General features: G+C 66.6%; 19 protein-coding genes. 8 read left to right on the forward strand and 11 right to left on the reverse strand.

Features of this window, described 5'->3' with window-relative positions:
- Positions 1-140: 140 nt before the first annotated feature.
- Positions 141-1,388: a ribonucleotide-diphosphate reductase subunit beta gene (locus tag HMPREF1224_RS36535; protein ID WP_003086547.1), complete on the reverse strand. Its 1,248-nt coding sequence runs from the start codon at positions 1,386-1,388 to the stop codon at positions 141-143.
- A 263-nt stretch (positions 1,389-1,651) separates the two neighbouring features.
- Entirely contained in the window at positions 1,652-4,543 is a 2,892-nt protein-coding gene (locus HMPREF1224_RS36540) for a ribonucleoside-diphosphate reductase subunit alpha (RefSeq protein ID WP_003082358.1), read from the reverse strand.
- A gap of 732 nt (positions 4,544-5,275) precedes the next feature.
- Here HMPREF1224_RS36540 and HMPREF1224_RS36545 point away from each other — a divergent pair.
- From HMPREF1224_RS36545 to HMPREF1224_RS36555, 3 genes are all read left to right on the forward strand, one after another.
- Positions 5,276-5,986, forward strand: coding sequence for a winged helix-turn-helix domain-containing protein (locus tag HMPREF1224_RS36545; protein WP_003082360.1), 711 nt, complete (start codon positions 5,276-5,278; stop codon positions 5,984-5,986).
- Between the two features lie 83 nt (positions 5,987-6,069).
- The gene (locus tag HMPREF1224_RS36550) at positions 6,070-7,686 is read left to right on the forward strand and encodes an ATP-binding protein (RefSeq protein ID WP_003449089.1); all 1,617 of its coding nucleotides are present in this window, start codon (positions 6,070-6,072) and stop codon (positions 7,684-7,686) included.
- A 319-nt stretch (positions 7,687-8,005) separates the two neighbouring features.
- Entirely contained in the window at positions 8,006-8,215 is a 210-nt protein-coding gene (locus HMPREF1224_RS36555; protein WP_003082372.1) for a cold-shock protein, read from the forward strand.
- Between the two features lie 105 nt (positions 8,216-8,320).
- Here the strand turns inward: HMPREF1224_RS36555 and HMPREF1224_RS36560 are convergent, their stop codons facing one another.
- The 4 genes from HMPREF1224_RS36560 to ndvB form a co-directional block, all read right to left on the reverse strand.
- A complete protein-coding gene (locus HMPREF1224_RS36560) occupies positions 8,321-8,704 on the reverse strand; it encodes a hypothetical protein (RefSeq protein WP_003101810.1) in 384 nt (127 codons plus the stop codon).
- 17 nt (positions 8,705-8,721) lie between these two features.
- Entirely contained in the window at positions 8,722-9,525 is an 804-nt protein-coding gene (locus tag HMPREF1224_RS36565; RefSeq protein ID WP_003101808.1) for a putative RNA methyltransferase, read from the reverse strand.
- Positions 9,525-10,676 carry a succinyl-diaminopimelate desuccinylase gene (gene dapE / locus HMPREF1224_RS36570; RefSeq protein WP_003082377.1) on the reverse strand — a complete coding sequence of 384 codons (1,152 nt, stop codon included), beginning with the start codon at positions 10,674-10,676 and terminating at the stop codon, positions 9,525-9,527. The genes HMPREF1224_RS36565 and dapE overlap by 1 nt, the downstream gene beginning before the upstream one ends.
- A 114-nt stretch (positions 10,677-10,790) precedes the next feature.
- A complete protein-coding gene (gene ndvB / locus HMPREF1224_RS36575; RefSeq protein WP_010793922.1) occupies positions 10,791-13,400 on the reverse strand; it encodes a glycosyltransferase NdvB in 2,610 nt (869 codons plus the stop codon).
- Between the two features lie 211 nt (positions 13,401-13,611).
- On the opposite strand from ndvB, the gene tcdA reads away from it, so the two are divergent.
- A complete protein-coding gene (tcdA, locus tag HMPREF1224_RS36580) occupies positions 13,612-14,424 on the forward strand; it encodes a tRNA cyclic N6-threonylcarbamoyladenosine(37) synthase TcdA (protein ID WP_003082382.1) in 813 nt (270 codons plus the stop codon).
- On the opposite strand, the gene HMPREF1224_RS36585 is transcribed toward tcdA, so the two are convergent.
- Both HMPREF1224_RS36585 and HMPREF1224_RS36590 read right to left on the reverse strand, forming a co-directional pair.
- Entirely contained in the window at positions 14,425-15,153 is a 729-nt protein-coding gene (locus HMPREF1224_RS36585) for a 4'-phosphopantetheinyl transferase family protein (RefSeq protein ID WP_003082383.1), read from the reverse strand.
- Between the two features lie 227 nt (positions 15,154-15,380).
- Positions 15,381-16,169, reverse strand: a complete 789-nt coding sequence (locus HMPREF1224_RS36590) for a dienelactone hydrolase family protein (protein ID WP_003082385.1) — start codon at positions 16,167-16,169, stop codon at positions 15,381-15,383.
- A 175-nt stretch (positions 16,170-16,344) separates the two neighbouring features.
- On the opposite strand from HMPREF1224_RS36590, the gene HMPREF1224_RS36595 reads away from it, so the two are divergent.
- The 3 genes from HMPREF1224_RS36595 to HMPREF1224_RS36605 all read left to right on the forward strand — a co-directional run bounded on the left by HMPREF1224_RS36595 (position 16,345) and on the right by HMPREF1224_RS36605 (position 19,971).
- Positions 16,345-17,016 (forward strand): polysaccharide lyase family 7 protein, encoded by a 672-nt coding sequence (locus tag HMPREF1224_RS36595; protein WP_003082396.1) that lies wholly within the window; start codon positions 16,345-16,347, stop codon positions 17,014-17,016.
- Positions 17,017-17,515: 499 nt separating this feature from the next.
- Positions 17,516-17,836 (forward strand): hypothetical protein, encoded by a 321-nt coding sequence (locus HMPREF1224_RS36600; RefSeq protein ID WP_003082401.1) that lies wholly within the window; start codon positions 17,516-17,518, stop codon positions 17,834-17,836.
- 77 nt (positions 17,837-17,913) lie between these two features.
- Positions 17,914-19,971, forward strand: a complete 2,058-nt coding sequence (locus HMPREF1224_RS36605) for a lipoxygenase LoxA (RefSeq protein WP_010793923.1) — start codon at positions 17,914-17,916, stop codon at positions 19,969-19,971.
- Between the two features lie 43 nt (positions 19,972-20,014).
- Here the strand turns inward: HMPREF1224_RS36605 and HMPREF1224_RS36610 are convergent, their stop codons facing one another.
- A complete protein-coding gene (locus tag HMPREF1224_RS36610) occupies positions 20,015-20,749 on the reverse strand; it encodes a TerC family protein (RefSeq protein ID WP_003106697.1) in 735 nt (244 codons plus the stop codon).
- 456 nt (positions 20,750-21,205) lie between these two features.
- On the opposite strand from HMPREF1224_RS36610, the gene HMPREF1224_RS36615 reads away from it, so the two are divergent.
- The gene (locus HMPREF1224_RS36615) at positions 21,206-22,402 is read left to right on the forward strand and encodes a lytic murein transglycosylase (protein WP_003133821.1); all 1,197 of its coding nucleotides are present in this window, start codon (positions 21,206-21,208) and stop codon (positions 22,400-22,402) included.
- A gap of 31 nt (positions 22,403-22,433) precedes the next feature.
- On the opposite strand, the gene HMPREF1224_RS36620 is transcribed toward HMPREF1224_RS36615, so the two are convergent.
- Both HMPREF1224_RS36620 and HMPREF1224_RS36625 read right to left on the reverse strand, forming a co-directional pair.
- Positions 22,434-23,030, reverse strand: coding sequence for a cytochrome c3 family protein (locus HMPREF1224_RS36620; protein WP_003082412.1), 597 nt, complete (start codon positions 23,028-23,030; stop codon positions 22,434-22,436).
- Between the two features lie 10 nt (positions 23,031-23,040).
- Positions 23,041-23,532 (reverse strand): nitrate reductase cytochrome c-type subunit, encoded by a 492-nt coding sequence (locus tag HMPREF1224_RS36625; protein WP_003082414.1) that lies wholly within the window; start codon positions 23,530-23,532, stop codon positions 23,041-23,043.
- Between the last annotated feature and the right edge of the window lie 3 nt (positions 23,533-23,535).

The raw sequence follows: 23,535 nt of genomic DNA on the forward strand, positions 1-23,535 counted from the left end.
AATTAACTTGCTGAACACCTTGGGTTTTTATTTCTCTTTAATGAAGAACCCCGCACAAGGCGGGGCTCTTTATCTCTACCACTGTCCCGAAATCCCTTTCCGGCGACAGTGTCTAACGGTCTTGACCTAAATCGAGAATCTCAATCCCAGCTCAGTGCTCCGCCCGTCTGGTACTCGATAACCCGCGTCTCGAAGAAGTTCTTCTCCTTCTTCAGGTCCATGATCTCCGACATCCACGGGAACGGGTTGGTGGTCCCCGGATACTCTTCCTTCAGGCCGATCTGGGTCAGGCGCCGGTTGGCGATGAACTTCAGGTAGTCCTCCATCATCGCCGCGTTCATGCCCAGCACCCCGCGCGGCATGGTGTCGCGCGCGTATTCGATCTCCAGCTGGGTGCCCTGGAGGATCATCTGGGTCGCCTCGTCCTTCATCTGGGCGTCCCACAGGTGCGGGTTCTCGATCTTGATCTGGTTGATCACGTCGATACCGAAGTTCAGGTGCATCGACTCGTCGCGGAGGATGTACTGGAACTGCTCGGCGGTGCCGGTCATCTTGTTGCGGCGGCCCATGGAGAGGATCTGGGTGAAGCCGCAGTAGAAGAAGATGCCTTCCAGCACGCAGTAGTAGGCGATCAGGTTGCGCAGGAACTGGCGGTCGGTTTCCGGGGTGCCGGTCTGGAACATCGGGTCGGAGATCGAGCGGGTGTACTTCAGGCCCCAGGAGGCCTTCTTCGCCACGCTGGGGATCTCGTGGTACATGTTGAAGATCTCGCCCTCGTCCATGCCCAGCGACTCGATGCAGTACTGGTAGGCGTGGGTGTGGATCGCCTCTTCGAAGGCCTGGCGCAGGATGTACTGGCGGCACTCGGGGTTGGTGATCAGGCGGTACACGGCCAGCACCAGGTTGTTGGCGACCAGCGAGTCGGCGGTGGAGAAGAAGCCGAGGTTGCGCATGACGATGCGCCGCTCGTCTTCGCTGAGGCCGTCCTTGCTCTTCCACAGGGCGATGTCGGCGTTCATGTTGACTTCCTGCGGCATCCAGTGGTTGGCGCAACCATCCAGATACTTCTGCCAGGCCCAGTCGTACTTGAAGGGAACGAGCTGGTTGAGGTCGGCACGGGCGTTGATCATCTGCTTGTCGCCGACCTGCACGCGCGCGGCGGAGCCTTCGAGGTCGTCCAAGCCTTCCTGGATGTCGAGGTCGTTCAGGGCCTTCTTGGCGCGGGCGACAGCGTCGGAGTCGTCGGCGGAAACGGCGCGCGCTTCTTCCACCGAGCCGGCGGCTTCGTCGTCCAGCTTGTCATGGCCCTGGGCAACGGCCTGGGCGGCGGCGGGCGCGGCCTTGGCTTCGGTCGGGTCTTCTTTGTCGAATTCGTCCCAGCTCAGCATCTTGCTCTCTCCTGGTCTGGCGGCCGTCTCGGCGGCCTGGATATGGGGCGTGAGGTGCACGCGAAAGCGGTGGTCCGGCACGGTCTGGCCGGGCCGTTCTTCTCCCCCGGAGGGAAGAAGGGGATTGTTCCTGGCCCTGGCGAGGGGCCTTGCGCTGCCAGCGTGGCGCTGGACGAGCGACCGTCAGGCGCCGGGCAGGCCGAACCCACGCGAGGAGTCCGGCTTGCCCGGCCGCGACACGGACGCCGTTCAGCGACGCGCGATCACTGGCAGGCTTCGCAGTCGGGGTTATCGATGCTGCACGCCTGCGGCACCGGCGCCGGCTTCGGCTCGGCGGCCGGGGCGGCTTGCAGGCCGTCGTTGCCACCGGCCGACACGGCGTTGAGCTTGCCGGTGTTGATGGTGGACTTCTCGGTGCTGGTGGCGGCCAGGGCACGGAGGTAGTAGGTGGTCTTCAGGCCGCGGAACCAGGCCATGCGGTAGGTCACGTCGAGCTTCTTGCCCGAGGCGCCGGCGATGTACAGGTTCAGCGACTGGGCCTGGTCGATCCACTTCTGGCGACGGCTGGCGGCTTCGACGATCCAGCGGGTCTCGACTTCGAACGCGGTGGCGTAGAGGTCCTTGAGGTCCTGCGGGATGCGCTCGATCTGCTGCACGGAACCGTCGTAGTACTTCAGGTCGTTGACCATGACCGGGTCCCACAGGCCGCGGGCCTTGAGGTCGCGCACCAGGTAGGGGTTGATCACGGTGAACTCGCCGGAGAGGTTCGACTTCACGTACAGGTTCTGGTAGGTCGGCTCGATCGACTGCGAGACGCCGGTGATGTTGGCGATGGTCGCGGTCGGCGCGATGGCCATGATGTTCGAGTTGCGGATGCCTTTCTGTACGCGCTCGCGCAGCGGCGCCCAGTCGAGGGTTTCCGACAGGTCGACTTCGATGTACTTGGCGCCGCGCTCTTCGATCAGCTTCTTCTCCGAGTCGATCGGCAGGATGCCTTGCGACCACAGCGAGCCCTGGAAGGTCTGGTAGGCGCCGCGCTCGTCGGCCAGGTCGCAGGAAGCCTGGATCGCGTAGTAGCTGATGGCTTCCATGGACTGGTCGGCGAAGGCGATGGCCGCGTCCGAACCGTAGGGGATGTGCTGCAGGTACAGGGCGTCCTGGAAGCCCATGATGCCCAGGCCGACCGGACGGTGCTTGAAGTTGGAGTTCTGCGCCTGCGGGACCGAGTAGTAGTTGATGTCGATGACGTTATCGAGCATGCGTACCGCGGTCTTGACGGTCTTCTCCAGCTTGGCGGTGTCCAGCTTGCCGTCGACGATGTGGTTGACCAGGTTGATCGAGCCCAGGTTGCAGACGGCGATCTCGTCCTTGTTGGTGTTCAGGGTGATCTCGGTGCAGAGGTTCGAGCTGTGCACCACGCCCACGTGCTGCTGCGGGCTGCGCAGGTTGCACGGGTCCTTGAAGGTCAGCCACGGGTGGCCGGTCTCGAACAGCATGGAGAGCATCTTGCGCCACAGGTCCTTGGCCTGGACGACCTTGTGCAGCTTCAGCTTGCCGTAGCTGGCCAGGGCCTCGTAGTACTCGTAGCGCTCCTCGAAGGCCTTGCCGTAGAGGTCGTGCAGGTCGGGGACGTCGGACGGCGAGAAGAGGGTCCAGGAGCCGTCGTCGAAGACGCGCTTCATGAACAGGTCGGGGATCCAGTTGGCGGTGTTCATGTCGTGGGTACGACGACGGTCGTCACCGGTGTTCTTGCGCAGCTCGAGGAATTCCTCGATGTCCAGGTGCCAGGTTTCCAGGTAGGCGCAGACCGCGCCCTTGCGCTTGCCGCCCTGGTTGACCGCGACCGCGGTGTCATTGACCACTTTCAGGAAGGGCACGACGCCCTGGGACTTGCCGTTGGTGCCCTTGATGTAGGAGCCCAGCGCGCGCACCGGGGTCCAGTCGTTGCCCAGGCCGCCGGCGAATTTCGACAGCATGGCGTTGTCGTGGATGGCGCCGTAGATGCCCGACAGGTCGTCCGGCACGGTGGTCAGGTAGCAGCTGGAGAGCTGCGGACGCAGGGTGCCGGCGTTGAACAGGGTGGGGGTGGAACTCATGTAGTCGAAGGACGACAGCAGGTTGTAGAACTCGATGGCACGTGCCTCGCGGTCCTTCTCCTCGATGGCCAGGCCCATGGCCACGCGCATGAAGAAGATCTGCGGCAGTTCGAAGCGGATGCCGTCCTTGTGGATGAAGTAGCGGTCGTACAGGGTCTGCAGGCCGAGGTAGGTGAACTGCTGGTCGCGCTCGTGATCGATGGCCTTGCCCAGTTTCTCCAGGTCGAATTCCTTCAGCTTGGCATCGACCAGCTCGAACTCGGCGCCTTTCTCGATGTAGGCCGGCAGGGCCTTGGCGTACAGCTCGGCCATCTCGTGATGGGTGGCGCTCTCGGCCACGCCGAGGAAGCCCAGGGCTTCGGCGCGCAGGGTGTCCATCAGCAGGCGGGCGGTGACGTAGGAGTAGTTCGGCTCGCGCTCGACCAGGGTGCGCGCGGTCATCACCAGGGCGGTGTTGACGTCCTTCTCGGCGACGCCATCGTAGAGGTTCTTCAGGGTCTCGCGCTCGATCAGCGCGCCGTCCACCTCGGCCAGGCCTTCGCAGGCTTCGCTGATGATGGTGTTCAGGCGGCCCATGTCCAGCGGCGACAGGCTGCCGTCGGCGCGGGTGATGCGGATGCTCGGGTGCGGCTGGGCGACGTCGCTGGCGGCGCCGGCGTTCTTGCGCTCGGCGGCGCGGGCTTCGCGGTAGATCACGTAGTCGCGGGCGACCTTCTGCTCGCCGGCGCGCATCAGGGCCAGTTCGACCTGGTCCTGGATCTCTTCGATGTGGATGGTGCCGCCGGACGGCATGCGGCGCTTGAAGGTGGCGGTGACCTGCTCGGTCAGGCGGCGCACGGTGTCATGGATACGCGACGAGGCGGCGGCGGTGCCGCCTTCCACGGCGAGGAACGCCTTGGTGATGGCCACGGTGATCTTGTCATCGGTGTAGGGGACTACGGTGCCGTTGCGCTTGATCACGCGTAGCTGGCCCGGCGCGGTGGCGGCCAGATCCTGCGACGAATCGGCGGCCTGCGGCGCGCTGGCCTGCGGGTTCTCGCGTGTGGTGTCGGTATGCATGGGTGGGTATCTCCACGTTCTCGTAATGGTTTTGCTAGCGGGCGCCGGGGCGCCCATTCCCTTGAATCGATAAAGAGCCGGGCAGCCGGCCTCGCGGCGGCTGCTTCATTCGAATGCTGAGGGTGGGGACTGTGAGTGCCTCCCTGGCCCTGGCGGGTTCGTGGCGTTTTGCCGTCGAACACAATACCTAGTGGTGTTGACTGTCTGTTTACAGCGTCCGTTGCAACACCCGTACCGCTTTTCCAACGTCATGAAGGGCTCCTTGCGGTGAGCGCCGTCGATGCTTTCAGTACGTCTGGAAAATGCTTTTTTGCGGAGCCGCCGGAGCCATCAGAGTGGTCCGTGCGCGGTTGGTTCCGTTGTAGCCGTTCGTGCGCTCGAAACCCAAGATATAGGGGGTGGCGACGATGGGGATACAAGATAATGCGCTAATGGGGTGTTTGCAAGGTGACAGTCTGGGGGAAACCTGTGGATAAAGTGTGGGTCTTCTGTGCGTGAGTCCTAGGAAGCGTCCGTAGGCCGCGGCAGCGCTGGAGAATGCCATTCGTCGCCCTCGGAAAGCACCGGCGCAGACCTACTCCCCAACCTTTCGGGGCGCGCACCCTACCCACAATATGTAGTGTTTGCAAGATGTTCCTCGCGTGCTGCCGCGCGGCCCCCGTATTGGCTACAATGCGGGCCGCTCTGAGGGGGCCGCACGGCGGCTCCGGGACCGCGATACGAGGAGGCTGTGTGGAGCAAGAAGCCTGGCGCATCCTGATCGTCGAGGACGATCGACGCCTGGCCGAGCTGACCCGGGAATACCTGGAAGGCAACGGCCTGAAGGTCGACATCGAAGCCAACGGCGCACTGGCGGCGGCGCGTATCCTCGCCGAACGCCCGGACCTGGTGGTGCTCGACCTGATGCTGCCGGGCGAGGACGGCCTGTCCATCTGCCGCCAGGTGCGCCCGCAGTTCGACGGTCCGATCCTGATGCTCACCGCGCGCACCGACGATATGGACGAGGTACTCGGCCTGGAGATGGGCGCCGACGACTACGTGTGCAAGCCGGTGCGCCCGCGTGTGCTGCTGGCGCGCATCCGTGCCCTGTTGCGGCGCAGCGAGGCGCCGGAAGCGGGCGCCCCGGCGGCGGACAGCAAACGCCTGGCGTTCGGTCGCCTGGTGATCGACAACGCGATGCGCGAGGCCTGGCTGGACGGGACCACCATCGAGCTGACCAGCGCCGAATTCGACCTGCTCTGGCTGCTGGCGGCGAACGCCGGGCGCATTCTCTCCCGCGAGGAGATCTTCAACGCCCTGCGCGGCATCGAGTACGACGGCCAGGACCGCTCCATCGACGTGCGCATCTCGCGGATCCGCCCGAAGATCGGCGACGACCCGATGCACCCGCGGCTGATCAAGACCGTACGCAGCAAGGGCTACCTGTTCGTCGGCGAGGGCTGAGGCGCTTTTTTCCTGCGGGCCGGGGCGCGGGCGTCCCGGTCGGCCAGAATCAACAGCAGCGGACAGCGGCCGGGGGCTCGCCGATGAAATCCATCTTCCTGCGCATCTATGGCGGCATGCTCCTGGCCCTGCTGCTGGTCAGCGGCCTGGGCCTGCTCGGCCTGCACTGGATCAACGAGGTGCGCGGCGAGCACTACCGCGAGGAGCTGGCGCGCGGCACCTTCCGCCTGATGGCCGACAACCTGCAACCGATGACCGCCACCGAGCGCAAGCGCGCCCTGGCGCAGTGGAGCCGCTTGCTGGGGATTCCCCTGCAACTGCACGGGCTGGATGAGCTGCGGATGGACGGACGCAGCCGCGCGCGTCTGATGAACGGCCAGGTGCTGGTGAAGCAGACCGCCGAGCACGCCGTCACCGTCTATACCCAGGCCAGCGCCGCCGAGAACCTGGTGCTCAGCGGCGAGGTGCAGCAGGTCAGCGAGCAACTGGCGCGGGCCACGGTTTACCTGCTGATGGACGAACTGGTGCGCTACCCGGCCAGCGAACAGCCTTACCACCTGGCGCGGATCGTCCGCGACAAGCGCTTCGGCTTCCCGGTGCACCTGCTCCAGGTCAAGGAACTGGACCTCGACGACGACCAGCGCCGGCGAGTGGTGGAGGGCGACACGGTGATGGCGCTGGGCAAGGACGGCGACTCGATCCGCATCTTCGCCGGCATCCTCGACACGCCCTGGGTGCTGGAGCTGGGCCCGCTGTTCCAGATGAACCCCTATCCGCCGCAGCTGCTGTTGCTGCTCGGCGCGCTGTGCCTGAGCTTCATCGGCCTGATCACCTACCTGCTGGTGCGTCGCCTGGAGCAGCGCCTGCGCAGCCTGGAGGCGGCCGCCACGCGGATCGCCCGCGGCAGCCTGGATACTCGCGTCGAGGTGCGCGGAGGCGACTCGGTGGGACGCCTGGGCGCGGCCTTCAACCATATGGCCGAGCACATCCACCGGCTGCTGACGGTGCAGCGCGAGATGGTTCGCGCGGTGTCCCACGAGCTGCGCACGCCGGTGGCGCGGTTGCGCTTCGGCCTGGAGATGATCGAGACCGCCGAGACCGACGGCGCCCGCCTGAAGTACCTGGAGGGCATGGACAACGATATCCAGGACCTCGACAAGCTGGTCGACGAGATGCTCACCTACGCGCGCCTGGAACAGGGCTCGCCGCCGCTGACCTACCAGCGCCTGGAGCTGGGCGTGCTGGTGCGCCAGGTGGTGGAGGAGATCGCCCCGCTGCGCCGCGAGGTGCTGGTCAGTTGCGAGGAGGGCGCGCTGGTGCCTGAGGAGCTGGGCAGTTGGATCGAGGCCGAGCCGCGCTACCTGCATCGGGCCTTGCAGAACCTGCTGACCAATGCGCTGCGGCATGCCGATCGTCGGGTCAGGATCAGCTACCGGGTCAGCCTGGAGCGTTGCCGGGTGGATGTCGAGGACGACGGGCCGGGGGTGCCGGAGGCGCAATGGGAGCGGCTCTTTACGCCATTCCTACGCCTGGACGACAGCCGGACCCGTGCTTCCGGCGGGCATGGCCTGGGACTGTCCATCGTCCGACGGATCGTCTACTGGCATGGCGGCCGGGCCTCCATCGGCCGCAGCGAGACTCTCGGCGGTGCCTGCTTCACCCTGGCCTGGCCGCGCAAGGCGGGTCTGCGCGACCGCTGAAAAGCCGACGGAAATATGGCGGCTAGCTATCTGCAAGTGCATGCGCAGACGTATTCCAGGCGTAGCGAAAACATATCGAAAGGCCAGTCCCGCCGGGCGTGGCGAGTATTCCGCCAGGGGCTAAAAAAGTCCTTTTCAGTTGGACTCGTTTGTTTATACTCCGGGACGCGGTGGCTAGTGGAACGCCATTCGAAATGCCCGCTCCAACGGCATTTTGCCGGGGTCGGATAACAAGAACAGCGTTGCGCAGCCGAACCGTCGAAGTCTTCCCGGATTGGGAAGGCCACTTATAAAAAATTGCAAGTTGGAGAGTGTGGTAATGGCTGATCGTGAGGTCGGAACCGTCAAGTGGTTCAATGACGCCAAAGGTTATGGATTCATTCAACGCGATAGCGGTCCGGACGTGTTCGTTCACTACCGCGCCATCCGCGGCGAGGGTCACCGCTCCCTGGTGGAAGGCCAGAAAGTGGAATTCTCGGTGATCCAGGGCCAGAAAGGCCTGCAAGCGGAAGACGTCTCCAAGGTCTGATTCCCGCAAGCAAAAGCCCGTCGCGAGACGGGCTTTTGTCATCCAGCGCATCCACCCCGCCAGGCCCCCGTTGGGTGGCCCCTCGCAGCGCGGGGTTTTCGTCGTTCAGGCGGTGCGCCAGGTAATTTCCTCGACGCCACCGGCGTCGACCCGCAGCCAGCGGTCGGCGTCCTCTTCGCCCTGGTTTTCCTCCCAGCCGCCCGGCGCGCAGCGGATCTCCACGCCGAGCGCGGCATGCGCGGCCCTGGCGCAGGCGAGGTCGTCGTCCCAGGGCGTGCTGTCGCTCTCCAAGAACAGGCTGTGCCACTTGCCCACCGCCTTCGGCAGCCAGGTGACGCGCACCGCGCCGTGCTTGCCGCGGGCGGTGCACTTGAGGGTCTGGCCGTGCTCCTGCCATGGGCCGCAGGGCCCCAGCGCCTGTTCCAGCCAGGCGGCGACGGCGGCGTGCTCGGCGTCTTTCAGGTAGATCTCGATATCCGGTTGGCGCATGGGGTCCTCGGGGACGGTCAGTCGCGTTGCAGCCAATCGTAGCGCACCGCCACGCTGACTTCGAAGGGTTCGGCCAGGATTCGCGCGCGGCGCTCGGGGTTGACCCGCCAGCCGTGCGGGGTCATGGCCAGGAGGTTTTCCCGCGCGTCGTAGCTGTCCAGCGCCAGGCGGAACTCGAGGGTCTCGGTGTGGCGCAGGCGCAGTTGCGCGGGCAGGCCGGCGAGGTGCTTGTCGTCGGCGTAGTCGCGCACGTCGTCATAGAGCCGCTGGCGCAGCTCCAGCAGGTGCGCGCTGGCCGGGCCCAGGCGCAGTACGCCGCCGCCGGGGGCGAGGACGCGCACGGCTTCGTTCCAGTCGATCGGGCTGAACACGCTGGCGATCAGCTCGCAACTGGCGTCGGCCAGCGGCAGCCGGGCCATGCTCGCCACCAGCCAGGACAACTGCGGCGCGCGGCGGCAGGCGCGTTTCACCGCCTCGCGGGAGATATCCAGGGCATAGCCTTCGGCGCCGGCCAGGGCTTCGCCGAGCCGGGCGCTGTAGTAGCCCTCGCCGCAACCGATATCCAGCCAGCGTCGCGGCGCGCGTTCGGCGGCCAGTTCGGCCAGGCGCCGGGCCAGCGGCGCGTAGTGGCCGGCGCCGAGGAACTGGCGACGGGCCTCGACCATGGCGGCGTTGTCGCCCGGATCGAGGCTTTTCTTGTGCTGCACCGGCAGCAGGTTCAGGTAGCCCTGGCGGGCGCGGTCGAAGCGGTGCCCGGCGGGGCAGGCGACGCCGTTGTCGACCTCGCCCAGGGCGGCGGAGCAGAGCGGGCAGATCAGCATCAGGCGAGCAGCCTCACCAGGGTCTGGTAGTAGATTTCGGTGAGCAGTTCCAGGTCGCTGGCCAGGACCCGCTCGTTGACCTGGTGGATGGTGGCGTTGACCGGGCCGAGTTCGACCACCTGGGTGCCCATGGTGGCGATGAAGCGTCCGTCGGAGGTGCCGCCGCTGGTCGAGGGCTGGGTCTCGCGGCCGGTGACCGCCCTGATGCTGGCGGCCACCGCATCGAGCAGTTCGCCCGGCTCGGTGAGGAACGGCAGGCCGGACAGCGCCCATTCGACGTGCCAGTCCAGGCCGTGCTTGTCGAGGATCGCCTCGACGCGTTTCTGCAGGCCTTCGACGGTGGATTCGGTGGAGAAGCGGAAGTTGAACAGCGCGGTCAGTTCGCCGGGGATGACGTTGGTGGCGCCGGTGCCGGAGTTCAGGTTGGAAACCTGGAAGCTGGTCGGCGGGAAGAAGGCATTGCCGTCGTCCCAGTGTTCCGCCGCCAGTTCGGCCAGCGCCGGGGCGGCCAGGTGGATCGGGTTCTTCGCCAGGTGCGGGTAGGCCACATGGCCCTGTACGCCGCGGATGGTCAGCTTGGCGCCGAGGGAGCCGCGGCGGCCGTTCTTCACCACGTCGCCGACCAGGCTGGTGCTCGACGGTTCGCCGACGATGCACCAGTCCAGGCGCTCGCCGCGTGCGGCGAGGCGTTCGACCACCGCCTTGGTGCCGTGGTGGGCCGGGCCTTCCTCGTCGCTGGTGATGAGGAAGGCGATGGCACCCTTGTGCTCCGGGTGGTCGGCGACGAAGCGCTCGACGGCGACGATCATCGACGCCAGGCTGCCTTTCATGTCCGCCGCGCCGCGCCCGCAGAGCATGCCCTGGTCGTCGATCAGGGCGTCGAAGGGTTGGTGCTGCCAGGCCTGCAGCGGGCCGGTGGGGACCACGTCGGTGTGCCCGGCGAAGCACAGCACCGGGCCGTCGCCGCCGCGCCGTGCCCAGAAGTTGTCCACCTCCTCGATGCGCATCGGCTCCAGGGCGAAGCCGGCGGCTTCCAGGCGGCGCATCATCAGGGCCTGGCAGTCGGCGTCGAGGGGCGTGACGGAGGGGCGGCGGATCAACTCGCAGGCGAGTTCGAGGGTCGGCGAGAGACTCGGCGAAGAGGCGGTCATGGGGAGGGCATCCTGAGCGGGTCGAGCGGAAAGGGGGAATCTTAAAGCATAAACGCGGGCGAAGGGACGCCGTTTAGGCGAGCGGAGCCGGCTGTCCCGACGCCTCGCTCGACCTCAACCGCCGATCCGCTCGGCGCCGCCGGCCAGTTCCTCGCGCGGTTTCGGCAGCGACGAGAGCAGGGCCATGACCAGCGCCGCCAGGTAGGGCAGCGATTGCACCAGGAGCATGGCGACCCAGATCAGCAGGTCGCGGCTCGGCACGCCCTGAACCGCCACGATGCCGGCCGCCGCGCCCCACAGCAGGAGCATCACGAAGACTTCCTCGCGGGCCTCCGCCAGGGCCACCAGCAGGCCGTGGCTGGAGCGCATCTTCGGCGTGCGGAAGAACGGGATGCCGCGGGTGACGAAGCCGTACAGCACCGCCTTGGCAATGGTGTGCGAGAGCGACAGGCCGGCGAGGGCGGCGAAGAACGAGTCGCGCAGGTCGACGCCGACGGTGCGCCGGTAGAGGAAGAGGATCTTGCCGACCTTGAAGACGAACAGGGCCAGCGGCAGGATCGCGAAGATCAGCAGCGGCGGGTCGACGCGCTTGGGCACGATGATCATCGCCGCCGACCAGAGCAGCGCGCCGAGGGTGAAGAAGATGTTCAGGCCGTCGGCGATCCACGGCAGCCAGCCGGCCACGAAGTGGTAGCGCTGGCCGCGGGTCAGGCGGCTGCCGTCGGGACCGCGGCCGCGCAGCAGGGCGTCGGTATGCCGCTTCATGATCTGGATCGCGCCGTAGGCCCAGCGGAAGCGCTGCTTCTTGAAGTCGATGAAGGTATCGGGCATCACCCCCTTGCCGTAGCTGCGCTCGAAGTAGGCGGCCGACAGGCCCTTCTCGAACACCCGCAGGCCCAGCTCGGCGTCCTCGGTAATGCACCATTCCGGCCATCTCAGCTCGTCCAGCACGCTGCGCCGGATCATGGTCATGGTGCCGTGCTCGATGATCGCGTCGCGGTCGTTGCGGGTGACCATGCCGATGTGGAAGAAGCCCTTGTACTCGGCGTAGCAGAGCCGCTTGAAGGCGCTCTCGTGCTGGTCGCGGTAGTCCTGCGGCGACTGCACCACGGCGATCCGCGGGTCGCCGAAGTGCGGCACCATGTGCCTGAGCCAGTCGGGGTCGACGCAGTAGTCGGCGTCGATCACCGCGACCACCTCGACGTCCGCCGCCACGTGGCCCAGGGCGAAGTTCAGCGCGCCGGCCTTGAAGCCTTCCAGCGGGGCGACGTGGAAGAAGCGGAAGCGCTCGCCCAGGCGCGCGCAGTGCGCCTCGACCGGCTGCCAGACGGCCGGGTCGCGGGTGTTGTTGTCGATCACCAGGACTTCGTAGTCCGGGTAGTCGAGGCGGGCAAGGGCGTCGAGGGTCTGCTTCAGCAGTTCCGGCGGCTCGTTGTAGCAGGGCACGTGGATCGACACCTTGGGCCGATAGGCCTGCGCGGCAGTGATCGGCAGGAACGGCCGGCGCCGCTTGTGCGTCCAGACCGCCTCGGCCAGTTCGTGGGCCTCGGTGAACAGCACGATGACCACCCCCAGCGCGCCGATGCCCAGCAGCGCGCCGACGGTCAGGCTGAACCAGGTGCTGTACTGCTGGCTGTAGTCGTAGGCGATCCACACCAGCACCGAGGCGCAGGCGAACGAGACCACGGCGAGGAAGGTCCGCCCGCGCTGGCGCAGCGAGGAACTGTCGATCAGCAGCAGGGTGAAGGCGAGTACCGCGAGTACCGCCGAGGCGATGGCCAGGGCGCGCCACTTGGGAATCGGCACCACCGGCCCGGTGAAGTTGAACTTGGCCTTGCGGTCGGCGTTGTAGACGCCCCAGTAGGCGCCCACCGAGCCTTCGGCGCTGACCTTCCAGGGCTGGTCGAAGGCTTCGATGACGAAGTAGCTGTAGCCTTCGCCGTTGAGCGCGTTGGTCAGGCGCCGCAGGTAGATGGCCTGGTCCGCGGGTGTCGCCTCGGCGCTGCCGCGCATGCGCCCGTTGCTCGGCCAGCCGACCTCGGCGAGCAGCAGCGGCTTCCTCGGGAAGGCGGCCTTGAGTTCGCGCGCGCGTTCGAGCACGAAGTCCACCGCGTCGGCCACCGGCGTGGCCTCCCAGTAGGGCAGGACGTGGGCGGCGATCAGGTCGACGTGTTGCGCCAGTTCCGGGTGTTCGCGGTAGACGTGCCACTGTTCGGCGGTGGTCACCGGAACCTTGACCGCCGCGCGGACCCGGTCGAGGTAGGCGATCAACTGTTCCGCCGTCACCTCGCGGCGGAACAGCGCCTCGTTGCCGACTATCACTCGCACCACGCTCGGCGACTCGTTGGCGATGCGGATGGCGCGGGCGATCTCGGCCTCGTTGCTGGCCAGGTCCGGGCCGAGCCAGATGCCCAGGCTGACGCGCAGGCCGAACGCCTCGGCCAGCGCCGGGATGTCGCCGAGCGCGCCCTGGACCGAATAGGTGCGGATGCTGTGGGTGTGCCGGGCGACCAGTTCCAGGTCGGTGCGCATCTGTTCGGCGCTGGGGTAGCGGCCGCTCTGCGGGTTCTGGTTGAGGCGGAACGGCGAGAAGGAGAGGCCGGAGATGCGTTCCGGCCAGTCCGGTACGCTGACCGGACGGTTGTACAGGGCCCAGATGCCGGTGAAGAGGGCGGCCAGGGCGACGATGACCACCAGGTTGAGCCCGATCTTGCGTGAAGACATAGAGATGAAACCAGGTTCCGGATGTTTCGCTGAACACGGGGCGGCGCATGCTACCCCGCACCCCCCGGGGTGTACAGGCGCCGGGCCGGCGGGTCTGTTGCAAGTCTAGTCCGGCCTGCGCGACGAGCCGCAAGAACGCAGGCGACGCGGCGGCCGCGGCTTTTTATAATGCGCGCGGCAATCCGCGATTCGGTTTCAGAGGTGGTTGGTGATGCAGGTGGATGAACAGCGCTTCGGCGGTATCGGCCGGTTGTACGGTCGCGAGGGGCTGCAACGCCTGGCCGATAGCCACGTCGCGGTGGTCGGCATCGGCGGGGTCGGTTCCTGGGCGGCGGAAGCGCTGGCCCGCAGCGGCGTCGGCGAGATTTCCCTGTTCGACCTCGACGATGTCTGCGTGACCAACACCAACCGCCAGGTGCATGCCATCGAAGGCTCGGTGGGCAAGGCCAAGGTCGAGGTGATGGCGGCGCGCATCCGGGCCATCAACCCGGCCTGCCGGGTCCACGCGGTGGCCGATTTCGTCACCCGCGAGACCATGGCCGAGTACATCGTCGACTTCGACTACCTGATCGACTGCATCGATAGCGTGGCCGCCAAGGCCGCGCTGATCGCCTGGTGCAAGCGGCGCAAGATCCCGGTGATCACCACCGGCGGCGCCGGTGGCCAGGTCGACCCGACGCAGATCCAGGTCGCCGACCTGAACAAGACCTTCAACGACCCGCTGGCGGCCAAGGTGCGTTCCACCCTGCGCCGCGACTACAACTTCTCGCGCACGCCGGGGCGCACCTACAGCGTGCCCTGCGTGTTCTCCAGCGAACAACTGCGCTACCCGAAGCCGGACGGCACGGTGTGCCAGTCGAAGAGTTTCGTCGGCGAAGGGGTGAAGCTGGACTGCGCCGGCGGCTTCGGCGCGGTGATGATGGTCACCGCCACCTTCGGCATGGTCGCCGCCGCCCGCGCCGTCGAGCGCCTGGCGGACGGCCGCGCGCTGCGGCCGTCGCGGCGCACGCCGGGGAACGCCTGATCAGGCGCCGACCGCCACCAGGCTGAGCAGGCGTTCGTCGAGCACGGCGAACTGGGCGTCCAGCTCGCTGCCGTGGCGCCACTCCGGCGACAGGTCGGTGAGCAGGCGCAGCCGGGCCTGGCCGTCGGCGCGCCATTCCAGCAGTTCCGCATGTTCGAAATAGAAGCGCTTGCCCACCAGCGGATAGAGCGCCTTGAACAGGCTTTCCTTCAGCGAGAATGCCAGGGTCACCAGCAGGCCGGTGCGTCGCTCCAGGTCGTCGGCGAAGCGCAGGCGCTCGCCTTCGGTGAGTATCTCGCCATGCAGGTAGCGCGCCCGTTCGGCTTCGAGCAGGGTTTCCACGTCCAGGCCGAGCCCGCGCCAGTCACCGCGCGCCGCCACCAGGGCGGCGGCCCAGCGGTCGCCATGGGTGATCGAGCCGCTGATCGCGGCCGGCCAGACCGGTGCGCGGTCCTCGCCGACGGCCGGGGTCTGGGCGCGGCCATCGAGGGCGAACAGGGCGGCGCGTGCGCAGAGGCGCCCGGCGAGAAACTCGGCCTGGCGCTTGGCCACCGCGCGGAGGATGTTCGCCGGCGGCTGGATGCCGGCCAGGGCGAAGTCGCCGGGTTGCAGCAGCGCCGGGTCGAAGCGGGTGCTGCGCAGTTGCACGCCGGGCAGCGCGACGGGCAGCGGCCAGCGGTCGTCCAGTGGGGTGCAGAAGGAGGGGAGACGGTCGTTCATGGCGCGCATTGTGCCGGTTCCCGACGTGGCCCACCAGTCACGCGGCGCTTACACAAGATTGCAAAAGCGCAACAAAGGAAAACGGACCGCGAGGCCCGGTTTTGACAGACTGCGCCGCGCATTCCTGTGGAATGCAGGTGAGGTTGTTTGTTGATGACGGGATACTGTCCTGTCTCGACCTTTCAAGACGGGAGTCCCTCCGGGGACTCCCGTTTTTTTATGCGTCGGCGCAGGGTTCAACCCTGCCCGAAGATGTCCTTGAGGAACGCCTGCAGGTCTGCCCAGGAGCGCTGGTCGGCCTGGCGGTCGTAGCCGATGTCCAGGCCGTGGCCTTTGTGCGCGTCGGCGTCGGGGTTGGTGAAGCCGTGTTTGGCGTCGTCCTGGATCACCACCCGGTAGTCGGCGCCGGCGGCGTTCAGTTCCTGTTTCAGGGCGTCGAGGTCCTTGGCCGGGACCAGGCTGTCGGCGCTGCCGTGCTCCACCAGGATCTTCGCCTTGACGCTGCCCTTGCTGGCCGGGGTGGCGGTGCCGAGGGCGCCGTGGAAGCTCGCCACGCCGGCCAGCGGCAGGCCCTGGCGGGCCATGTCGAGGACGATCTTGCCGCCGAAGCAGTAGCCGATCGCGGCGATCTGGCTGGGATCGGTCTGCGGTTGCCGCTTCAGCAGTTCCAGGCCGGCGAGGAAGCGCGCCTTGGCGGCGTCGGCATCCCGGGTCGCGGCCTGCATGAAGGCCATCGCGTCCTGCGGGTGCTCGGTGTGCTTGCCTTCGCCGTACATGTCGATGGCCAGGGCGCTGTAGCCGAGTTCGGCGAGGTCGCGGGCGCGGCGTTTGGCATAGTCGTTGAGCCCCCACCATTCGTGGACCACGATGACCCCAGGGCGGATCCCCGGCTTGCTGTCGTCGTAGGCGAAATAGCCGACCATGCGCGTGCCGTCTGCGCTCCGGTAAGGCATCTCGCGGGTCTGGATAGCGGCCTGGGCGCTGGCGGCGCAGGCGATGAGCAGCAGGGCGCAGAACAGGCGCATGGCATCTCTCCGTGAAAGGGTCCCCGATCAAGATAGACGCTTGTGCGCGGGACGCGGGGAAAACCCTCTGTGCCGGCCTTGCGCCGCTCAAACGCGGGCCATTCGGCCAGGCAAAGCGTGCGCCGCTCATCTACCCTATGGGCGAGTCCCTTCCCCTCGCTAGGACACCGTCTGGATGCCTGACCTGAGTACCTGGAACCTGACCATTCCCCAGGGCCGCCCGGCCATCACCATCTCCACCAGCCAATTGCAGCGCGACTACCGCAGCGACTATTTCCAGCGCACCGCCGACGGCATTCGCTTCTGGGTGCCGGTGAACGGCAGCCACACGCGCAACAGCGAGTTCCCGCGCAGCGAGTTGCGCGAGACCCTGTCCAGCGGCAGGCCCTACAACTGGCGTTACGCCAGGGCCGACAACTGGCTGGAGGCGACCCTGCGCATCGAGGCGGTGCCCTCGACCCGGCGCATGATCATCGGCCAGATCCACAGCGATGGCAGCAATAGCGGCCAAGCCGCGCCGCTGGTGAAGCTGCTCTACCAGTTGCGGCTCGACCAGGGGCGGGTCCAGGCGCTGGTCCGCGAGCGGCCGGACGACGGCGGGACCAGAGCCTACACACTGATGGACGGGATTCCTCTCGGCCAGTCGTTCAGCTACCGCATCGGCGTGTCTCGCAGCGGATTGCTCAGCGTGTCGGTGAATGGTAGCGCCCTGGAGCAGCAACTGGACCCGCAGTGGGCCTACCAGGGCCTTTATTTCAAGGCCGGACTCTACCTGCAGGACAACCGCGGACCGTCCAGCGAGGGCGGGCGGGCGACATTCAGCGAGCTGCGCGTTAGCCATCAATGAGCGGTCGAGGCATCTGCGCCGCGGACTTCGCGTTGTCGTGGCGCTTCGCAACTGCCAGATCTGGCAGGCGCGGAAGAAGGAAAACCTGGCCCGGAAAAAAATATCCGTATTTTTCCAAGGGGAAATAGGCCGCGCGATCTGGCGATTCTGGTACTTCAGTACAGGGAGCCGCCTTGGCGTATCGCCCCGAATAAATGTGACGTTTTGCGCAGCGCCCTTCCGGGTTTGCACGGTTGGTATAGCCCTGGCTGGATGAAATTCACTCTTGCCGCTGGCCAGCGTAGTTCTTTGCAAGTCAAAAGTTCGCCGTCAATAATTATTGTGGATAACTATTGTTCCAGGCTTTTCCTGTCAACTGTGCGAAGCGTCAGCTTATTGCCGGTTTTTCCTCTCGCTATTGCTTTCTCCACGTTCCGAAGAAGTTCGGGCGTACAGGTTTCTTTGCTGTTTTCAGCGAGAACCATTCGTTTCAACAATTCGAATATGTGGAGATTCAGAAATGAAAAATCAGGTGAATGCCCTGGCGGTTCTAAGTGTGGGTGAAATCGAACAAGTTTCTGGCGCCGGGACTTTCCTGGGCGATGCCATCATCAACGGCGTCTACGCGGCCAACTCCTTCCTGAACTCGCCGCTGTTCTCCAGCATCGGCAACGCGGCCAGCGCCATCGGCCTCAACCGTACCCACGAGCTGGTCGACCTGCTGGCCTTCCAGGTGCCTTCGGTGGCGGCGATCACCGTCGGCAAGATTCTCGGCGGGACCGACAACCACAATGTTCCGTTGCATTACAACAAGGAAAGCGGCGAAGGGCTTTACAGCTGATCGCAACCTGTTGAAAGAGCGATTCGATGCTCAGGCATCGAGTCGTTCCTGGTTAATGCATTGATGGAGTCGATGATATGAAACGCAGGAGTGTGCTCTTGTCGGGTGTCGCCCTGAGTGGAACCGCACTGGCCAATGACTCGATATTCTTTTCACCCTTGAAATACCTCGGGGCGGAACAACAGCGATCTATCGATGCCTCGCGAAGTTTGCTGGACAACCTGATTCCGCCGAGTTTGCCGCAATATGACAACCTGGCCGGAAAGTTGGCGCGGCGTGCGGTATTGACCAGCAAGAAACTGGTATATGTCTGGACCGAGAACTTCGCCAATGTCAAAGGCGTGCCGATGGCCCGCTCGGTGCCGCTGGGCGAGTTGCCGAATGTCGACTGGCTGTTGAAGACCGCCGGGGTGATCGTCGAGCTGATCGTCAATTTCGTCGCCTCGTTGCCGGCGTCGGCCGCCGCGCAGTTCGAGCGGATCGCCGCCGGGCTCAGCGGTGACCTGGAGGCGGCGCGCCAGGTCCACGAGGCGTTGCTGGAGGAGGCGAAGAACGATCCGGCCGCGGCCGGCAGCCTGCTGCTGCGCTTCACGGAGTTGCAGACGCGGGTGATCGCCTTACTGACGCGGGTCGGCCTGCTGGTCGACGATATTCTCAAGAGCGCCAGCAACCTGGTTACCCAGGGGGGGCAGGGCGACGGCCTGAATCGCTTCCGCGCGGTGTCCGGCACCCTGCGCCTGCCGGAGGTCGCCGACAGCTTCCGTGACGACGAAGCGTTCGCCTACTGGCGGGTGGCCGGGCCTAATCCGCTGCTGATCCGTCGCGTCGATGCGCTGCCGGCCAACTTTCCGCTGGGCGAGGAGCAGTTCCGCCGGGTGATGGGCGCCGACGACAGCTTGCTGGAGGCCGCCGCCAGCCGCCGCCTGTATCTGCTGGACTACGCCGAGCTGGGCAAGCTGGCGCCGTCGGGAGCGGTGGACAAACTGCTCACCGGGACGGGCTTCGCCTATGCGCCGATCGCCCTGTTCGCCCTTGGCAAGGATCGGGCGAGGCTATTGCCGGTGGCCATCCAGTGTGGTCAGGACCCCGCTACCCATCCGATGTTCGTGCGTCCCGCCGAGTCGGAGAGTGATCTGTACTGGGGTTGGCAGATGGCCAAGACGGTGGTCCAGGTCGCCGAGGAGAACTACCACGAGATGTTCGTCCACCTGGCCCAGACCCACCTGGTGAGCGAGGCGTTCTGCCTGGCCACCCAGCGCACCCTGGCGCCCAGCCATCCGCTGCACGTCCTGCTCGCCCCGCACTTCGAGGGCACCCTGTTCATCAACGAGGGGGCGGCGCGGATCCTGTTGCCCAGCGCGGGCTTCATCGACGTGATGTTCGCCGCGCCGATCCAGGACACCCAGGCCACCGCCGGCGGCAATCGGCTGGGTTTCGACTTCTACCGCGGCATGTTGCCGGAGAGCCTGAAGGCGCGGAACGTCGACGACCCGCTGGCGCTACCGGACTACCCCTATCGCGACGACGGCCTGCTGGTATGGAATGCCATCCGCCAGTGGGCGGCCGACTACGTGGCGGTGTACTACGCCAGCGACGGCGACGTCACCGCTGACGTCGAACTGGCGGCCTGGGTCGGCGAAGTGATCGGCAGCGGCAAGGTGGCCGGGTTCCGCCCGATCACCGGTCGCAGCCAACTGGTCGAGGTGCTGACCATGGTGATCTTCACTGCCTCCGCGCAGCATGCGGCGGTCAATTTTCCCCAGCCTTCGATGATGACCTACGCACCAGCCATCTGTGCCATGAGCGCGGCGCCGGCACCGGACTCGCCAAGCGGCAAGAGCGAGGCCGATTGGTTGAAGATGATGCCGCCGACCCTGGTGGCGCTGGAGAAGGTGAACATCTATCACCTGCTCGGTTCGGTCTACCACGGTCGCCTGGGCGACTACCGGCAGACCGGGTTCCCCTACGCGCCGGTGTTTTCGGACAGGCGGGTGACCGCCAGCGGCGGCCCGCTGGAGCGCTTCCAGGCACGCCTGAAGGAGGTCGAGGCGACCATTCGCACGCGCAACCAGGCGCGCCGCAGGCCCTACGAGTACCTGTTGCCGAGCCGGATCCCGGCGAGCACCAATATCTGAGCCGGAGAAAGAGGACGGGGCGCCCCTGGGCGCCCCGTTGCTCTTAGCGGCCTTCGCTTTCGGCGGCGTCCGCCGGCGCGGCATGCCGCTGCTTCAACTGGCGGCGCGCCAGGAGGCTGCCGAGGAGGATCACGAACAGCGCGCCGAAGGCCGCCGCACCGTAGTGCAGGTAGGAATCCCATTGCGCGTAGGGCGCCAGCCAGGGCTTCAGGGCGCTGTCGGTGAGCAGCATGCCGCCGGCGATCCAGCCGAGCAGGCCGCCGCCGAAGAGGATGATCAGCGGGAAGCGGTCGATCAGGCGCAGGATCAGCTGGCTGCCCCAGACGATGATCGGGATGCTGATCAGCACGCCCAGGGAGACCAGGAAGAAATCCCCGGCCGAGGCGGCGGACAGGGCGATGACGTTGTCCAGGCTCATCACCGCGTCGGCGATGATGATGGTCTTGATCGCGCCGAGCAGGTGGGTGCTGCCCTTGATGTCGTCGCCGTTCTCCTCCTCCGGCAGCAGCAGCTTGATGCCGATCCACAGCAGCAGGAGCGCGCCGATTACCTTGAGGTAGGGCAGGTCGAGCAGGTGCAGGGCGAAGAACAGCAGCAGGATGCGGATCAGGATGGCACCGGCGACGCCGCCGAAGATCGCCTGCTTGCGCCGGTGCGCCGGCAGGTGCCGGCAGGCGAGGGCGATGACTACGGCGTTGTCGCCGCCCAGGAGGATATCGATGGCGACGATCTGCAGCAGGGCTGTCCAGAACGTCGGGTCGCTCAACCAGTGGATCAAGGTTGTACTCCGAAACGTGTAGTGAGGGTGGAAAGCCCGGGGCGGTGGCGGGTGGCGGCCGCCCGGCTTTCCTGCGGTGGTCTGGGACCGTCGGGGCCGGCTCCGGCTTGTGGACGGAGGCGGGGAACACTGCTTGGACCGGCGAACGCCCGGCCAGTGCCCGGAAAACGGACGCGCGGGTGGCGCAGCGCGTTCGGGCACGGATGTGACGCGGCGGATCGGCCGCGAGACACCCGGCATGCGTATTCCGCCGCCAGTCTGCCCGAGCAAGGTTTCACCCGCCTTTCAGGGCGGAGATGGCGCCGCACCCGGCGGGACGGTAGGCTAGTGGCCCGTGTGGCTGACTCGACCAGTCGAACGCCGATCACCGAGTCAACCGTACAGGCCACCAGGCCTTCGGCGCCGGGGGAAGCCCGCCGGTGCCATGGATGACCGTTCACCGTACAAGGAAACCCCATGCGCAGTCTTCTTCTCTCCTCGCTGGCCCTGCTACCCGCCCTGGCCCTGGCGCAACCCGACGCCTCGAGCTTCCCTTCCTGCCTCGCCGGCCTGCAGAAGAAGGCCCAGGCGCAGGGCATTTCCGCCGACAGTTATGAGCGCTTCACCAGCGGCCTGCAGGCCGACCTCAGCGTGCTCGACCTGCTCGACGCGCAGCCGGAGTTCACCACCCCGCTGTGGGACTACCTGGCCGGTTTGGTGGACGAGCAGCGGGTCAGCGATGGCAAGGCGATGCTCGCCCAGCACGACAAGCTGCTCGACCAGGTGGCCGCGCGCTACGGCGTGGACAAGTACACGGTGGTGGCGGTGTGGGGCGTGGAAAGCGACTACGGGCGGATCTTCGGCAAGCGTCCGCTGCTGACCTCGCTGTCGACCCTGTCCTGCTACGGGCGCCGCCAGTCGTTCTTCCAGGGCGAGTTCCTCGCCACCCTGAAGCTGTTGCAGGCCGGCGACATCCGCGACGCCGGCATCACCGGCTCCTGGGCCGGGGCCTTCGGCCATACCCAGTTCATGCCATCGACCTACGCGCGGATCGCCGTGGACTTCGACGGCGACGGTCGCCGCGACCTGGTAGGCAGCGTGCCGGATGCCCTCGGTTCCACCGCCAACTACCTGAAGAAGGCTGGCTGGCGCACGGGACAGCCGTGGGGCTATGAAGTGAAGGTGCCGGCCGACTTCCCCGCCAGCCTGGCCGGGCGCGGCAAGCGCCAGCCGCTGTCGGCCTGGGTCGCCCGTGGGGTGAAGCGGGCCGACGGCCAGCCGCTGCCGGGCGGCGACGAGAAGGCCGCGATCCTCCTGCCGACCGGGGCCCAGGGCCCGGCCTTCCTGGTCTATCGCAACTATGATGCGATCTATTCCTACAACGCCGCGGAAAGCTACGCGCTGGCCATCGCCCTGCTTTCCGACCGCCTGCGCGGCGGCAGCGGCCTGGTGGCGTCCTGGCCGACCGACGACCCGGGCATCAGCCGGCTCGAGCGCAAGCAATTGCAGAAGGCGTTGCTGGCGCGCGGCTACGACATCGGCGAGGCCGACGGGCTGATCGGCACCAGCACGCGCAAGGCGATCCAGGCCGAGCAGAAGCGCCTCGGCCTGACCCCGGCCGACGGTCGCGCCGGGCGCAAGATCCTCGAGGCGCTGAAGGGCGCCCAGCCCTGATTGCGCCGCGCCGCCCGGTCCGCGGGCGGCGCTACCAGCCCTTCACCCCGGTCATGTCCGGCAGGTGGTGGGCGATCCCCTTATGGCAGTCGATGCAGGTGGCTTCGCCGCTGGCCAGGGCGGTGGAGTGCATCTGCCGCGCGCGCACGCTCTGCCGGGTGAAGTCCATGAACTCGAAGTTGTGGCAGTTGCGGCATTCCAGCGAATCGTTGGCCTTGAGCCGCGCCCATTCGTGCTCGGCCAGCTCGCGGCGGTGGTCGAGGAATTTCTCGCGGGTGTTGATGGTGCCGAAGATCTTGCCCCAGACCTCCTTGGAGGCCTGCATCTTGCGCGCGATCTTGTCGGTCCACTTGTGTGGCACGTGGCAGTCGGGACAGGTGGCGCGGACTCCGGAACGGTTGCTGTAGTGGATGGTGTCCTTGAGTTCGACGAACACGTTGTCGCGCATCTCGTGGCAGGAAATGCAGAAGGTCTCGGTGTTGGTCGCCTCCAGGGCGGTGTTGAAGCCGCCCCAGAAGACGATCCCGGCGATGAAGCCGCCGAGGGTGAGGAAGCCCAGGCTGAAATGCACGCTGGGACGACGCAGGACCCGCCAGTAACCGGCCAGCCAGGCGATGAGTGCTTTCATGCGGCCTCCCTCAGGGTTTGCGCGCCGCATTGGCGGCTTCTTTCTCGAGGATCTGGTCGATGTTCTCGAAGCGGTTGTCGACCAGCGGCTTTACGTCCTGTTGCGGCACATGGCACTGCACGCAGAAGTAGCGGCGCGGCGAGACGGCGGCCAGCGGCTGGCCGTCGCGGTCCATGTAGTGGGTGATGCTGATCATCACCGCCTGGGTTCGCGCGCTGTTGGCGCGGCTGTGGCAGGACAGGCACTTGTTGCTGTCCTTGTCGATGCGATAGCCGACGATGCTGTGGGGAATGGTCGGCGGCTGCTCGGGGTAGTTGCGCTCGCGTTTCAGGTCCTTGTTTTCCTCGGCCGCCAGCGGCGGCGCGGGGCGGCTTTCGGCCAGCGTGCCGCCGGGGCGGCGGCCGTCGGGGGCGGGCGCGTCCAGCGGGTAGCCGAGGTCGGCGGCGAAGGCCGCGGGGGCGCCGAGCAGGACGAGGAGCAGGGCAGTCAGCAGAGGTTTCATGGC

The sequence above is a fragment of the Pseudomonas sp. P179 genome (assembly GCF_000478485.2).
Taxonomy (GTDB): Bacteria; Pseudomonadota; Gammaproteobacteria; order Pseudomonadales; family Pseudomonadaceae; genus Pseudomonas; species Pseudomonas aeruginosa.